The organism is Spirosoma sp. (genome assembly GCF_026391055.1).
In the GTDB taxonomy this organism is placed as follows: Bacteria; Bacteroidota; Bacteroidia; order Cytophagales; family Spirosomataceae; genus Spirosoma.
Genome location: NZ_JAPLET010000025.1, coordinates 102,446 through 117,169, shown reverse-complemented (window position 1 = coordinate 117,169; position 14,724 = coordinate 102,446). Strand labels below are relative to the sequence as shown.

Here is a 14,724-nt window from a genome sequence, read left to right as displayed (position 1 = left end):
GGGTTTCAGGGCGTTGGCGGCTTTCTTTACAATGAATAACCAATAATACGATTTTGTGACAAAATGATTATCGAATTGAATTTTACGGGCGCGAGTTTGTGTGACCGAAAGTTAACCGTATTTTTGCACTTACTCTGTAAAAAACCGGGGTTTGCCCTGATAAACAATAGCAATAAGTGGATTTATTTGAGAAACTACGTAACAACTTAGGTCCCATCGGTTCGCCCGCACGGGAGTTCAACGGGCACCATTATTTCGCGTTTCCAAAACTTGAAGGCGAGCTGGGCCCACATATGCGGTTTCGCGGCAAAGAGGTACTTAACTGGAGCCTGAACAACTACCTGGGTTTGGGTAACCATCCGGAAATCCGGAAAGCCGATGCCGAAGCGTCAGCACAGTGGGGTCTGGCTTATCCGATGGGTGCCCGGATGATGTCTGGTAATAGCGACCTGCATGAACAGTTTGAAAAAGAATTGGCCGAGTTTGTTGGTAAAGAAGACTCATTCCTGCTGAACTACGGATACCAGGGTGTTATGTCGGCTATCGAAGCTGTCGTTGACCACCGTGATGTGATCGTTTATGACGCCGAGTGCCACGCCTGTCTGATCGACGGCATCCGTCTGCACAAAGCGAAAATGGGCGAATACTATAAGTTCAACCACAACGACATGGAAAGTCTGGAGAAGAACCTCCAGCGGGCTACCAAAAAAGCGGCCGAAAAGAACGGAAGCATCCTGGTTATTACCGAGGGCGTTTTCGGGATGTCGGGAAAAGTAGGCAGTCTCGATAAAATCGTTGCCCTGAAAGAGAAATATGAATTCCGGTTGTTAGTCGACGACGCACACGGTTTTGGCACCATGGGTGCTACCGGTGCTGGTGTTGGTGAAATGCTGGGCTGCCAGGATGGTATCGACCTGTATTTCTCGACCTTCGCTAAGTCGATGGCCGCCATTGGCGCGTTCATTGCCGCCGATCACGACATTATCATGTACCTCAAGTACAACATGCGGTCGCAGACGTACGCCAAGGCACTGCCGATGCCGTATGTGGTCGGTGGTTTGAAGCGACTCGACATGATTCGTAACTCCTCCGAGTTCCGCGACAAGCTCTGGGAAAACGTCCGCGCTTTACAGAATGGTCTGAGAGAACGTGGCTTTGATATTGGCGATACTCAATCGCCGGTTACGCCTGTGTTGCTGCAAAATCTGACGGGTGGCATTCCTGAAGTGACCGCCCTCATCCGCGACCTTCGTGAAAACCGGGGTATCTTCTGTTCAATTGTTGTGTATCCGGTTGTGCCCAAAGAGATCGTTATGTTGCGTATCATTCCAACGGCGGCTCACACCCTCGACGATGTGCAAATAACCCTCGAAGCGTTCTCGGCTGTAGCCGAAAAGCTGGCAAAAGGCGACTACAGGCAAAAAACCACCGAAATTGCTTCAGAAACGATAGAAGTATCGGCTGAAGCAGCCGCTGAGTAGGCTTTTTGTCGAAAAGTTGCATTTTTTGGCTATTTTTTTGTCTTGCCTATTGCGCTGTATGAGAGAATGACTAAATTTCAGTCGAAAACCGCGTTTTTAGCGGAATTTGGGCATTTTTCATACACTTAAACCCATACAAATCGCTATGGCACGCTTCGATGAAGTAAAGAATTTGGTTATGTCGCTTGAAAGTGATTTCGAGAAATTTTACGAAAAAAATAACCAGGCTGCCGGAACTCGCGTTCGTAAAGGAATGCAAGATTTGAAGACGTTAGCACAGGAGATTCGTTCTGAAGTTCAGAATGCAAAGAATGGTGCCGCGTAAGTAACAGGTCTTTTCGGACCGCTAAAAAAAACTCCCTCACTAGTGCATCTGCCAGGCGAGGGAGTTTTTTTTACATAATTTTCTCGCGGTGCATCAGTGTTGCCACGCCCTTGGTGGTCACCTTACCCGTTTGTTTGTCACGAATCTCACCCAGAATTTGCGCCGTGTGTTTCGCCGAATCGATCGACTGTACCGTAAATGTGGCTTCGTAGTCGGTATCGACAAACATAGGCCGTAAGAACTCCAGCGTTTGCCCCAGATAAACGGAGCCGTAGCCCGGAAATTCGGTGCCAAGTACTTTTGTGAATACACTCGCCCCCAGCATGCCGTGAATAATTGGGCGTTTAAAGGGCGTTTGGGCAGCAAAGTCAGCATCGAGGTGAAGCGGGTTATTATCGCCTGTAACGCGGGCAAAATCGACTACATCGGTCTGTGAAAATCGGAACGAATAACGATGAACGGCATTGAGGCCAAAGTCTGGAGTCATATCAGAAAATGAATTATACGAGATGAATTGCATTGGATATCGGCAAAGTTAGGGATGTCTCGATAAATCGTTCATCACAGGTTCGCCGGCCCGGCTATCATTCGTAATTCTCTAGTACCTTCGCAGTGAATTATGCTGAGAAACCTATTTTCGCTCGATACAGCGACAGCCAGGCGCGTATTCGGGTTAGACATGATGCGGGCCATTGCCATTCTGATTGTGGTAGATGCCCACGCAACGATTGCCCTCAAGGAGTATTATAGCGGAGCGTTCTGGCACCACCTGCTGCCCGATGGTGTCGAGCTGTTCTTTGTGCTGAGCGGTTTTTTGATTGGTGGAATACTGATCCGGTCTTACGAAAAGAAACAAACCTTCGACCGGCAACTGCTGCTTAATTTCTGGACCCGCCGTTGGTTTCGCACACTGCCAAACTATTACCTTGTCCTGACCGGAATTATTCTGCTATCGCTCCTGAGAGCCTGGGCAAATGGTCTGCCCAATGCGCTTCCCGGCGCGGGAACACTGGTCAGGTATTATTTTTTCGTGCAGAACTTTGCCAGCTACGTACCTGATTTCTTTCCCGAAACATGGAGTTTAGCTATTGAAGAATGGTCGTATATAACCCTGCCGTTGGTACTTTGGGCAATGCACCGTCTGTTGGCTGGGCAGTGGTCGCGGCAGCGGATCGTTCTGGCGGCAATTCTGTTCGTTATTATTGGTACAAATCTATACCGGTTTATTACAGCCCTCCAGGTTCCGGTTTCGGAGGGTGAGTTAGGGTATCGGGGTATCGTCATGACTCGTCTGGATGCCATTTCGTATGGTGTACTGGCTGCCTATGTCAAACATTATTTTCCTGTTGCCTGGCAAAATGATGCCTTGCGACGGCGGTGGCTTTGGCTGGGCTTAGGGTTGACAGTACTGGCGGCCTTCACGTCCTCTATCGTTATCCTGAAATTTTATGGCAACATGGGCCTTTTTCCGGCGTATACATTCTACAAGCGCACCGTTTATTTTCCGGTCATTGGCCTGAGTATGGCGCTGCTGATGCCTTACATGGACGGCTGGCGGACAGCTACGGGGGGATGGGCGAAGTTTGGCATTTCGCGGGCCATTACGCATATCAGCCTGATTTCCTATTCCATGTATCTGCTCAACCTGACGCCCATTATGATGACATTCATTGACCGCATACCCACCACATCACTTGCAATGGGTTGGGTAAAAGTTGGCCTTTTCTGGGTGCTGGTACTGATTCTGTCGACGCTGCTTTATAAATTCTTAGAAAAACCGGTTACCGAACTGCGGGAACGCCTGTCGGCCAAGGAGCCAACACAACTGGTTGGCGAACAGGTAGATCGATAGAAAACTAATTTCAGGGTTGTACAATAAAAAAGGTGCCCAAATAGATGGGCACCTTTTTTATTGGTGAGAAAGGATAGCAGACATTAATTAATGGCAACCAAACGATTGGGGGTGGCGGGTTGCTTAGTCGACAAAACCACGTTTTGCGTCGTAGTTTCGGCACCATTGCTGATTTCCAGCATATAGGTGCCATCTTCCAGATCGCTCAGGTTCAGGCTCAGGCGGCAGCCTTTGTCGTGTTTGCCCAGGTATTGTGCGTATAAGACTTTACCGCTTGTGTCTTTCAGGCGAATGTCGACACGGCCGTTCGTTTCTTTGTCAAGGGCAATGTTCAGCTTACCCGATACGGTCGTGTATATACCAGTTTTGTACGTGGCAACCTTCGAGGGGCGACCAATTGGGTTGGTTTCGGCGATGTTGGCAAAAGAAGCAGCCGCTGTGACAACAGCCAGAGAGAAAGCTAAAGCGAGGGATTTGACGAGCGTTTTCATAATGTTTATAGTTTAAATGTTTTGAGTTGAAAGCGAGTCGGGTTATTGCCGATTGGTGAAACAAAGATATAGGCTACAGACAGTACTATGTAATGCAAACTACTGGAGCGGTTCTGTAAATTGATGAATGGACTGAAACCGGTATGTTTGAGCAACCGGTAGGTTAGGAAAGCGTCAGTTTAGGCCCCAATTTTGTTGAGCTTAGGGTCGAAGCCAATGCCCGGAAGTATATAATCGTCCTGATTTTATGAAATCGTACTATTGTCCAGCTATATTTTCTTCATTCACTACCCTGATTGCCGCCGAAAGCACCCGGGTTGGGGGCGTTAGCCCGGTACCATTTTCATCGCTCAATCTGGGTATCAATACCGCCGACGAGGTTGCCAATGTCGATGAGAACCGCCGTCGCTTCTTTTCGGACATTGGCGCCGGTTCATTTCAATTTGCATCGTCGCATCAGATCCATAGCACAGCCGTTCTACACACAACTGAGCCGGGTCGTTTTGATGGCTATGATGCGCTGATTACCAACCAGCCTAATTTGCTCATCGGCGTAACCGTAGCCGACTGCGTACCGATTTTGCTGTATGACCATCGGCATCAGGCTGTTGGGGCGGTTCATGCGGGCTGGCGCGGTACCGTAGGTGGTATTGTCACTCAAACGCTGCTGGCTATGCAGAACCAGTATGGTACTTTACCCGAAGACTGTTATGGCTATGTAGGAACCTGCATTGATGAATGCGCCTTTGAGGTTGGTCCCGAAGTGGCCGAGCAGTTTTTGCCAGCTTTTAAACGGGCAGACCATAGCAGTGGAAAAAGCTATATTGATTTAAAAGCAGCCAATTTTCGGCTACTGACCGACTTCGGAATTCCTGTAAACCAGATAAGTATTTCCTCCTTCTCTACGGTGCTGAATAATGACCTCTATTTCTCGTATCGGGCAGAAGGCGGACATACTGGACGAATGTTAGCTGTAATTGGTATAAAACAATAAACAATACGGAGTTGAGCTAAGTTATGTATCTGTTTTTATCACATTATTAGTACTCAACACTCAAACGTCATGGGAATCTTAGTATCAATTCTGGTAGGTGCAGTAGCCGGCTGGCTCGCTGACCTTGTTTTTAAACGGTTTTCGTTTTCGCTTTTCGCTGAAATCCTGCTGGGTATTGCCGGTGGATTTGTAGGTGGTTGGATATTCGGTCGGGATGGTGGTATCGTCGATCAGATCCTGACCGCTTTTGTCGGTGCTGTTATCATCCTTGGTATTGCCGCCTTAATAAAAGGCTCGCGTCGTACGGTGTAAATCAGAACCGGTATTTTAGTAAAATTTAAAGGATTAAGCATGATTGCTCACGGTTGTGCACTTGTCATACTAATCCCGAAAATCACTCCAATCCAATTTAGATTAGCGAGCAGTACTGCTCGCTAATGCCAAAAATCAGTAAAACAAATCCCGATCAGCCTAGCTGATCGGGATTTGTTTTATCACATTAGTCCAGAAAATCAGTTAAAATCATCTGAGAATAAGGCGATAGGACTTGTCGTCCCCAAGACTAAAATCAGATTTTATTTACTGCATTAATCTTGTTACTGCATTAATCTTGAAAATCATTTTGATCTGGTTGAAATCCCTGTCAGGATATGCCTTGAGATAACCAGTTTTTGAATTTCGCTGGTCCCTTCTCCAATGGTACACAGTTTTGCGTCGCGGTAAAATTTCTCAACGGGGTAATCTTTTGTATATCCATAGCCACCAAAAATCTGAACGGCATCGTTGGCAACGCTAACCGCTGTTTCGGAAGCAAATAATTTTGCCATTGCCGATTCTTTAGTAACCGGCTCCCCGGCATCTTTCAGGGCAGCTGCCTGATAAGTCAGGAGTTTAGCGGCTTCGATAGCGGTGGCCATATCTGCCAGTTTAAAGCTTATGCCCTGAAAATTAGCGATCGGCTGACCAAATTGTTCACGTTCTTTCGCGTAGGCTACAGCAGCATCATAAGCTCCGTAAGCAATACCAAGACTTAGCGCTGCTATTGAAATGCGGCCTCCATCAAGTACTTTGAGGGATTGAATGAAACCATCACCGACGGTGCCGAGCCGTTGGCTGTCAGAAATCCGGCATTCCTGAAAAATCATTTCCGCCGTTTCTGAGGCCCGCATACCGAGTTTGTCCTCTTTTCGTCCGCCTGTAAATCCCGGCGTTCCCCTTTCTACAATAAATGCCGTGGCATTGTGTGGCGTATTAGGCTCACCTGTGCGGGCAATCACCACGGCCACATGACCACTTATGCCGTGGGTGATGAAGTTTTTTGCTCCGTTCAATACCCAGTCATCTCCATCCCGGTGTGCGGTTGTTCGCATGTTGCCCGCGTCGGACCCAGTATTGGGTTCCGTAAGTCCCCACGCTCCAAGCCATTCGCCCGTTGCTAGTCGTGGGAGATAAGCACTTTTCTGAGCATCGTTACCAAATAAGAGAATGTGGTTCGTACAAAGTGAATTATGAGCCGCCATCGATAAGCCGATGGAACCGTCAACCCGCGAAAGCTCAACTATAGCTGTCACATATTCCTGATACCCCAGGCCTGACCCACCATAATAGTCCGGGACCAGCATGCCCATTAATCCCTGATTTCCCAGCTCCCGAAACAACTCAGATGGAAAGTATTGACTATCATCCCATTGCCGGATATTAGGCTGAATAAACCGTTCACTAAATTTTCGAACTGACTGAGCAATTAATTCTTTGTTTTCTACAATTTCATTTGTCATAAAGTTGGGCTTCTTTAGTTGTTGATTGGCAAGAAAGTTAAGAAATTTCTAAGATAAGTACAAGTCTGAAATTAGGGTTTACTTAACGCTTTTTGTTAGTTGTAAAAGGGCATACAATAAGTTTTTAGTTGTTGAATTTATGAAATAGTAAACTTTATTTGTTTATATATGCTGATTTGGTATTTTTGCATTGGTTGATTTCAATAAAGTTTTTTCAGGTATAGCCAAGAGATGGTGTTTTAACCAGAACTGGGATTTTATTTACTGGTCCTAGGAGCTTATTAAAAAACTCCTATTTTTGTAGCGTTGATTATCTTAAATGAGTAGTATAAATAGTCAATTTAATTTTTTATTTTATTATATATATGAAACTAGCTGTTGTTGGAACCGGATATGTAGGACTTGTAACGGGTACGTGTTTTGCCGAAACTGGAAATCAGGTTACCTGTGTAGACATTGATGAGCGCAAAGTAGGAAAACTTAATAACGGGATTGTTCCTATTTATGAACCAGGTCTGGAGACCTTGTTTCACCGGAATGTTGAAGAAGGTCGTTTGACATTCACCACAGATTTGGAAGAAGGAATCAAAGGAGCTGAGGTTATCTTTTTAGCCCTGCCAACTCCTCCGGGTGAGGATGGCTCCGCTGATTTGAAATATATTCTGAAAGTAGCCAGTGACCTAGGTCCAATATTGAGCCAATACGCGGTAATTGTTGACAAGAGCACCGTACCTGTTGGCACAGCCGAGAAAGTACACGCGCACATTGCTGATAATGCCAAGGTAGATTTCGACGTCGTTTCGAACCCCGAATTCCTCCGCGAAGGTGTTGCCGTTGAAGATTTCATGAAGCCTGATCGGGTTGTGATCGGGACGAAGTCGGACCGGGCTAAGGCCGTTATGAACCGACTTTACGCACCGCTGGTACGGCAGGGTAACCCCGTCATTTTCATGGACGAGCGTTCCGCTGAGATGACCAAGTATGCCGCTAACGCATTCCTGGCTACCAAAATTACGTTTATGAACGAAATCGCCAACCTTTGCGAACGGGCCGGTGCAAACGTAGACGACATCCGTCGGGGTATTGGAACGGACAGCCGCATTGGTAAACGATTCTTGTTTGCCGGTATTGGATACGGCGGTAGCTGCTTCCCGAAAGATGTGCAGGCGCTGGCGAAAACAGCCAAGGATTTCGACTACGATTTCAAAGTACTGAAATCGGTGATGGAGGTCAACTATGAGCAGAAGACAAAGCTGATGCCATTGATTCTCAATCATTTTGGCGGAGATTTGAAAGGGAAGACAATCGCTATCTGGGGATTAGCCTTCAAACCTTACACAGACGACATTCGTGAGGCTCCCGCCCTGGATAATATTAAAGCGTTAATTGATGCAGGTGCCAAAGTGACGGTTTATGATCCGGAAGCTATGGACAATGTGCGGGAGCAGATCGGTAATGCCGTAACGTACGCCCATACGCAGTATGCCGCTCTCGACGATGCCGATGCGCTGGTTATCATTACTGAGTGGCCGTTGTTCCGCACGCCTGATTTCGATAAAATGAATCTTTTATTGAAAAATAAAGTAATTTTCGACGGTCGTAACGTATATGAGCTGGATCAGATGATTGAGCAGAATTATACGTACTACTCCGTGGGCCGTGAACCAATTATGGCCCCAGTCGAGCAAAAAGTCTAAATGCAGTTAAATATAGAGACACAGGAACGCAGCGGTTCACAACTTTACAAAGTTTGTGAACGCTGCTTCTTTGTGTATTCTACTACTCAAAATAACATATGAAACGTGTTTTAATCACCGGAGGAGCCGGCTTTTTAGGTTCGCACCTCTGCGACCGATTTATTAAAGAAGGGTATCATGTAATAGCTATGGATAACCTCATTACGGGCGATGTCCGGAATATTGAGCATCTGTTCCATCTGCCCAATTTTGAGTTTTATCACCATGATGTATCCAAATTTATTCACGTTCCGGGCGAGCTGGATTACATTCTGCATTTTGCCTCACCGGCCAGCCCAATCGATTACCTCAAAATTCCGATTCAAACCCTGAAGGTGGGGTCTTTAGGTATTCATAACTGCCTTGGCCTGGCCCGGGTGAAAGGAGCGCGGGTACTGATTGCATCGACCTCAGAAGTGTACGGCGACCCAAGCGTTCACCCACAGCCTGAAGAGTACTGGGGTAATGTAAACCCTGTAGGCCCGCGTGGGGTGTACGATGAGGCCAAGCGTTTTCAGGAAGCGATCACCATGGCATATCATACCTATCATGGCCTGGAAACGCGGATCGTCCGGATTTTCAATACCTATGGCCCGCGTATGCGCCTGAATGACGGTCGGGTATTGCCCGCATTCATCGGTCAGGCACTGCGTGGTGAAGACCTGACGGTTTTTGGAGATGGTAGCCAGACTCGTTCATTCTGTTACGTCGATGACCTGGTTGAAGGCATTTATCGGTTGCTGCTCAGTGACTACGCCTATCCGGTTAACATCGGTAATCCGTCGGAGATTACGATCAAGGAATTTGGTGAGGAAATCATCAAGCTTACAGGCACCAAACAGAAGCTAATTCTTAAAGACTTACCCGTCGACGATCCGAAACAACGCCAGCCCGACATCACGAAGGCGAAAGCGATTCTGGACTGGGAGCCGAAGGTGTCGCGCGAGGAGGGTCTTCGTATTACGTACGAATACTTTAAGAGTTTGCCCGAAGAAGAATTATACACGGCGGCCTATCATCGGGAGTTTGCAAAAAATTAAAGAACCGGTTTTCGTTTGGAAAAACGGTTGTAGCTTTACTTTGCTGTAACTACCTCAGGTGGTTACCTTTAGCTGTCTAATAAAAACCTGCACACGGCATCGTATGCAGGTTTTTTGTTATAGTACAGTAGAGTAATACTGAGTGTATCACCCGACATTACACAAACTACAGTCGATCCTTAAAGCTTTCGTAGCCAAAGGCTTTTAGTACCTGAAACGATTCATCCTCTTTCCAGACGCCGATGGCGGGCAAGTTTACGCCGTTGAACGTGGTGGTCTTTACCATCGTATAGTGAATCATATCGTCGAACACAACGGTATCGCCCACTTCGAGCGGTTTGTCGAACGAATAATCGCCCATGAAATCACCGGCCAGGCAGGTCATACCGCCCAGTCTGTAGGTAGGCTTTCCGGCAACGGGCTCGTGATACGAATGAATGATTCGCGGTTTATAGGGCATTTCGAGCGTGTCGGGCATGTGGGCCGCAAAGGAGGTATCCAAAATGGCAACGTCAATTCCCTGGCTGTTGAATACGTCAAGTACGGTTGACACCAGCACACCCGTTTGCCAGGCAATGGCCGAACCAGGCTCCAGAATGATATCGACATTGTATTTCTGCCGGAAAGCCGTCAGCAAACCAATCAGGTGATTGGTATCGTAGCCTTCGCGGGTCATCAGATGCCCCCCGCCGAAGTTTACCCATTTGGCCTGATGGAGCAGGGTATCAAACCGGCTTTCGAGGGCTTCCAGCGTACGTTCGAGGGTAAAGGAATCGTTCTCGCAGAGCGTATGGAAGTGAATGCCATCCAATCCTTCGGGCAGTTGATCGGGCAGCTGGTCGCGGGTGGCGCCGAGCCGGGAGCCGGGCACACAGGGATTATACATGTCTGTGGCTACTTCCGAATACTGCGGATTGACCCGAATGCCGCACGAAACGGGCTTACCCGCTACCCGGTCTTTGAAGCGTTCCCACTGGCTCCACGAATTAAACGTTAGGTGGCTGCTTCGGCTAACGACCTCATCGAAGGTGGCATCCTGATAGGCCGGTATGTAGGTATGCGCCTGCACACCCATGTATTCGTTTACGAGCTTGACTTCGTTCAACGAACTGGCTGTGGCCCCGCTCAGGTATTGGCGCACCAGCGGAAAGGCCGAGTACATCGAAAAGCCTTTCAGAGCCAGTATAATGGTTACGCCAGCCGCGCGTTGTACAGAATCGATCAGTTCAAGGTTTCGGCGGAGTTTGGCCTCCTCAAGCACGAAGCAGGGCGACGGAATAACGGGTTCGGCATTGCCGTTGATGTGTTGAAGCAAAGTCGTATTCATGCCGCAAAGGTACGGTCTTTCAAACCGCTCCCCAACTCGACGGCATTTATTGATGCAGCGAGGGTGGGTGGCCCTGTTCCCTATAAATCCCGGTCTTAACGGTTCATTTAGGCGAAAAATGAATTATTCTGGCCGTCGATGATTGAGCATAGCTCGTATTGACCATCTCCTTGTTCAATAACTCCAGTCTTATTTTATTTTTCGCACAGGCTCAGGTATGCCAAAGCGGATAGGCAGGTTGTACTTGACCCGTAACGGATGGCCGTCCTGACTCCCTGGTAACCAGTTGGGCATCATTCTGACAACGCGCATGGCTTCCTCATCGCAGCCATAGCCCATACCCTGCAAAATCGTGATGGCGGTGCGGGAGCCGTCTCGTTCAACGATGAACGATAGGTAAACCGTCCCTTTTATGCCCGCCTTTTGGGCATCGGGCGGGTAGGTCGTATTCGTTTTTATGAAGGTGCTCAAGGCACTCATACCACCCGGAAATTCAGGTTGTTTCTCCACGACGGTAAAGACCGTAGGGTCGTCGAGTTTTGGAGGGCGCTGGGCAAGACTGAACGTTGTCATAAAAATACCGACGCTCAGGCCAGCCAGCCGGATGAACGTCGGTAGGTGAAGGGTACGAAACAGGGGCATAACGGCTATTAATGGTTTGTGTAGTCACAGGATGCAGGACATCCTGATTTTCCATACTGCCGTTATTCGAGTGTGAAGGAAATGGGCAGATTATACTTTACCCGAACAGCCCGGCCCGACTGTTTGCCCGCCCGCCAGTTGGGCATCTTGCGCATAACCCGCAGAGCCTCTTCGTCGCAGCCAAAGCCAATCCCTTTCAGTATGGTCAAATCGGTTAGGCTGCCGTCTGTATTGACCACAAAACTGACATAGACCCGGCCCGACACACCCGCCGAGGCTGCCGGGCGGGGGTAGTTCAGATTCTTGCCCAGAAACGCTCGTAAAGCCTCCATACCACCCGGATACTCCGGCTGTTGCTCGACGGTAAGAAACGGGGCTTCCGTCTTCGGCTCGGTTTCCAGCGCTTTCTCGACCACCGTGGGAGCCGAGGCTTCGGGTGCTGCGATAATGTCAATATCGCCCGTACCTTCGGCCGTTTGCGTGCCGGAGGTGGCGTCTTTCAATTCGTCTGTAGTAGGCGGCAACGTTTCTTCCACCACATCGGCCTCGGGCATAACGACCAGTGGCAGATTTCGCACAGTGTTAACGGCCGGAGCGGTTTCGGCGGGGGGGATGACGATGGGTTTCTCGACGGGTGGTTCCGTCAATTTTGTCAGCGTCACTTCGCTCATGGACTGGTCTAACGTGATGGATTCATGGGGCCAGAGTCGGGCGTAGAGGGTAGGAGCCGCTAATGCACTTAAAAACAGACCGACGCCCAGCCCTAATGCGCGGCTGAGTGTCGGTCGGTATTGGTTACGGAGGTCAAAAGCGCCATAGGCCCGGTTGCGAGCCTGGAAAATAATATCGTCGTAGGTTAACAGAACGGCTTCGGAAGCGGTGGCTGGATGCATGGCGTTGCTGATTTGGTTTGTACCACCTGGATGGTTTCGCCCGCCAAATTCCACACAAGGCTTACAGGCTGTCGTATTTTTTTACCAGAGTAATGGCGTCATTATCCGTCTTGAAGTACAAATTTTCCTGCTTGACAAAGGCTTTCAACTCATCTTTTTTATCGCCGAGGGCGTCGATAATGGACTTATCGGAGAGTTTGACTTTAGTAAGTGTCTGGTCCGGCTTGAGCAGGTAATACGAGAAAGCATCCCGAAAAGCATCGTATCGAACATCGTTCGAGTACGGGTTCTTGTAGTCGGCGGGTTTAAACGTTTTAGCTATCCGCTTGAGGAGTACGGTTTTGCCTTCATAAAGCACCAGAAAGTACCCATCCTTGATCACCTGATCGCTGGTTTTTGCATTGGGAAGCCGTTCGAAGAGGTAAGTCTGACCTTCGTTGTTTTTCAACGTGAATCGCTTTACCAGGCTCGGCTCAACAATGATGGAGTCACTTCCGGCCCAAGTCCGTAAAAGCATTAACTGTTGCTGGTAAGCGTTGAACTTAATTGGCACATTGGTATAGTTCTGCCCGGCGGTCATCTCAATCTGCCCTTTATTCCAGTCGGGCAGAAAATAAGGCGTTCCACGTAGTCCTTCATAGCGATGGTCGATGGTGTTGATCATGCCATTTGGCCCCTGTCCAATAATCTGGTTGGTAGACTGATAGGTTTCGAACCCATTGCGCCGATCGTTGGGATTAGCCTGCTGGGTGGCTTTTGTTTTGGTTGAATCGCGGGTCTGCGCCTGGGTAATCGTGAGCGAAAGAAGAGCTAAGGCAGTTAGTAGCAGGGTTTTCATAGGGTGAACGATAAGTGGATAATGCCGATTGCCTAAATAACGAAAAATCCCGCCATCTACGATGAACGGGATACTCGTTTTAAGAAATTATAAGCGTATGATCAGGCTTCTGGATATTCGTGCGGCAATGGAATGTTCACACGCTCCTGCACGGGGAGTCCCTGCTTGTTCATCTGCTCGATAAATGGATCGGGGTCGAGTTCTTCGCAGTTCCAGACACCGGGTTTCATCCAGACGCCTGTCAGCATGAGCATAGCGCCGATCATGGCCGGAACACCCGTAGTATAGCTTACGGCCTGGCCGCGCACTTCACGGTAGGTTTCAGCATGGTCGCAGTTGTTCCAGATGTAGCAGGTAATATCTTCGCCATCTTTCACGCCTTTGATCTGGCAGCCAATGCTGGTTTGGCCGGTGTAATTTTCGCCTAGAGAATCGGGAGCGGGCAGTACGGCTTTCAGGAATTCGAGGGGAATAACATCCATACCCTGGAATTTTACTTTATCGATGCGCGTCATACCCACGTTCTGAAGTACTTCGAGGTGGGTCAGGTAAGCCTGCCCGAAGGTCATCCAGAAACGGGCCCGCTTGAGGGTCGGGAAATTCTTGACCAGCGATTCCAATTCTTCGTGATAGAGAATATACGATTCGCGCTCGCCGATTTCGGGGTAGTCGATGGGCTTGTGAATGCTCATGGCCGGAATCTCGACCCATTCGCCATTTTCCCAGTAGCGGCCGGGCTGCGTGATTTCGCGAATATTGATTTCCGGGTTGAAGTTGGTGGCGAACGCTTTGCCGTGGTTGCCCGCGTTGCAGTCGATGATGTCGAGGTAGTCCATCCGGTCGAAATAGTGCTTGTTGGCATAGGCCGTAAACACCTGCGTAGCGCCCGGATCGAAGCCGCAGCCCAGCAATGCCATCAAGCCCGCCTGTTCAAAGCGTTCTTTATAGGCCCACTGCCAGCTATACTCAAACTTGGCAACGTCTTTGGGTTCGTAGTTTGCGGTGTCCATATAGTGTACACCGGCTTCGAGGCAGGCATCCATAATTGGAAGGTCCTGGTAGGGGAGGGCCACGTTGATGACCAGTACGGGCTTAAACGACCGGATAAGCTCGACCATTTCGGATACCACATCGGCATCGACCTGAGCCGTCTGAATGCTTACGCCGTGCATTTCCTGAATTTCGGCCGCAATACGGTCGCACTTTGATTTGGTGCGGCTAGCCAGCATAATCGTTGTGAAGACATCGCTGTTCATTGCGCATTTGTGCGCCACAACGCTGCCAACTCCACCGGCTCCAATAATGAGCACGTTTGCCATCTATCTGA

15 protein-coding genes are annotated in these 14,724 nt (G+C 48.8%); 7 read left to right on the top strand and 8 right to left on the bottom strand.

Going from position 1 to position 14,724, the window contains the following annotated elements; translation table 11 throughout:
* Positions 1 to 176 precede the first annotated feature (176 nt).
* Together NT073_RS22375 and NT073_RS22370 are read left to right on the top strand one after the other, a co-directional pair.
* Positions 177 to 1,481, top strand: coding sequence for a pyridoxal phosphate-dependent aminotransferase family protein (locus NT073_RS22375; RefSeq protein ID WP_297377879.1), 1,305 nt, complete (start codon positions 177 to 179; stop codon positions 1,479 to 1,481).
* 145 nt (positions 1,482 to 1,626) lie between these two features.
* Complete coding sequence (locus tag NT073_RS22370; RefSeq protein ID WP_097128479.1) at positions 1,627 to 1,806, top strand: histone H1; 180 nt, start codon at positions 1,627 to 1,629, stop codon at positions 1,804 to 1,806.
* 70 nt (positions 1,807 to 1,876) lie between these two features.
* On the opposite strand, the gene NT073_RS22365 is transcribed toward NT073_RS22370, so the two are convergent.
* Positions 1,877 to 2,293 carry a MaoC family dehydratase gene (locus tag NT073_RS22365; RefSeq protein WP_297377874.1) on the bottom strand — a complete coding sequence of 139 codons (417 nt, stop codon included), beginning with the start codon at positions 2,291 to 2,293 and terminating at the stop codon, positions 1,877 to 1,879.
* Between the two features lie 132 nt (positions 2,294 to 2,425).
* Between NT073_RS22365 and NT073_RS22360 the strand changes: the two genes are divergently transcribed.
* Entirely contained in the window at positions 2,426 to 3,658 is a 1,233-nt protein-coding gene (locus NT073_RS22360) for an acyltransferase (protein ID WP_297377873.1), read from the top strand.
* Between the two features lie 83 nt (positions 3,659 to 3,741).
* On the opposite strand, the gene NT073_RS22355 is transcribed toward NT073_RS22360, so the two are convergent.
* The gene (locus NT073_RS22355; protein WP_297377871.1) at positions 3,742 to 4,149 is read right to left on the bottom strand and encodes a T9SS type A sorting domain-containing protein; all 408 of its coding nucleotides are present in this window, start codon (positions 4,147 to 4,149) and stop codon (positions 3,742 to 3,744) included.
* Positions 4,150 to 4,396: 247 nt separating this feature from the next.
* On the opposite strand from NT073_RS22355, the gene pgeF reads away from it, so the two are divergent.
* On the top strand, positions 4,397 to 5,143 hold the full coding sequence (gene pgeF, locus NT073_RS22350; protein WP_297377869.1) for a peptidoglycan editing factor PgeF: 747 nt from the start codon (positions 4,397 to 4,399) through the stop codon (positions 5,141 to 5,143).
* A gap of 69 nt (positions 5,144 to 5,212) precedes the next feature.
* On the top strand, positions 5,213 to 5,455 hold the full coding sequence (locus NT073_RS22345; RefSeq protein ID WP_012928057.1) for a GlsB/YeaQ/YmgE family stress response membrane protein: 243 nt from the start codon (positions 5,213 to 5,215) through the stop codon (positions 5,453 to 5,455).
* 305 nt (positions 5,456 to 5,760) lie between these two features.
* Here the strand turns inward: NT073_RS22345 and NT073_RS22340 are convergent, their stop codons facing one another.
* Complete coding sequence (locus NT073_RS22340) at positions 5,761 to 6,921, bottom strand: acyl-CoA dehydrogenase family protein (RefSeq protein ID WP_297377865.1); 1,161 nt, start codon at positions 6,919 to 6,921, stop codon at positions 5,761 to 5,763.
* Positions 6,922 to 7,286: 365 nt separating this feature from the next.
* Here NT073_RS22340 and NT073_RS22335 point away from each other — a divergent pair, with 365 nt between their 5' ends.
* Both NT073_RS22335 and NT073_RS22330 read left to right on the top strand, forming a co-directional pair.
* Positions 7,287 to 8,618, top strand: a complete 1,332-nt coding sequence (locus NT073_RS22335) for a UDP-glucose/GDP-mannose dehydrogenase family protein (protein ID WP_297377863.1) — start codon at positions 7,287 to 7,289, stop codon at positions 8,616 to 8,618.
* Positions 8,619 to 8,716: 98 nt separating this feature from the next.
* Positions 8,717 to 9,697 (top strand): UDP-glucuronic acid decarboxylase family protein, encoded by a 981-nt coding sequence (locus tag NT073_RS22330; protein WP_297377861.1) that lies wholly within the window; start codon positions 8,717 to 8,719, stop codon positions 9,695 to 9,697.
* A 166-nt stretch (positions 9,698 to 9,863) separates the two neighbouring features.
* Here NT073_RS22330 and nspC read toward each other — a convergent pair whose 3' ends face one another.
* The 5 genes from nspC to NT073_RS22305 form a co-directional block, all read right to left on the bottom strand.
* The gene (nspC, locus tag NT073_RS22325; RefSeq protein ID WP_297377859.1) at positions 9,864 to 11,024 is read right to left on the bottom strand and encodes a carboxynorspermidine decarboxylase; all 1,161 of its coding nucleotides are present in this window, start codon (positions 11,022 to 11,024) and stop codon (positions 9,864 to 9,866) included.
* Between the two features lie 189 nt (positions 11,025 to 11,213).
* The gene (locus NT073_RS22320) at positions 11,214 to 11,666 is read right to left on the bottom strand and encodes an energy transducer TonB (RefSeq protein ID WP_297377857.1); all 453 of its coding nucleotides are present in this window, start codon (positions 11,664 to 11,666) and stop codon (positions 11,214 to 11,216) included.
* 62 nt (positions 11,667 to 11,728) lie between these two features.
* On the bottom strand, positions 11,729 to 12,559 hold the full coding sequence (locus NT073_RS22315) for an energy transducer TonB (RefSeq protein ID WP_297377855.1): 831 nt from the start codon (positions 12,557 to 12,559) through the stop codon (positions 11,729 to 11,731).
* A 61-nt stretch (positions 12,560 to 12,620) separates the two neighbouring features.
* Positions 12,621 to 13,397: a hypothetical protein gene (locus tag NT073_RS22310; RefSeq protein WP_297377853.1), complete on the bottom strand. Its 777-nt coding sequence runs from the start codon at positions 13,395 to 13,397 to the stop codon at positions 12,621 to 12,623.
* Between the two features lie 101 nt (positions 13,398 to 13,498).
* A complete protein-coding gene (locus NT073_RS22305; RefSeq protein ID WP_297377851.1) occupies positions 13,499 to 14,716 on the bottom strand; it encodes a saccharopine dehydrogenase family protein in 1,218 nt (405 codons plus the stop codon).
* Between the last annotated feature and the right edge of the window lie 8 nt (positions 14,717 to 14,724).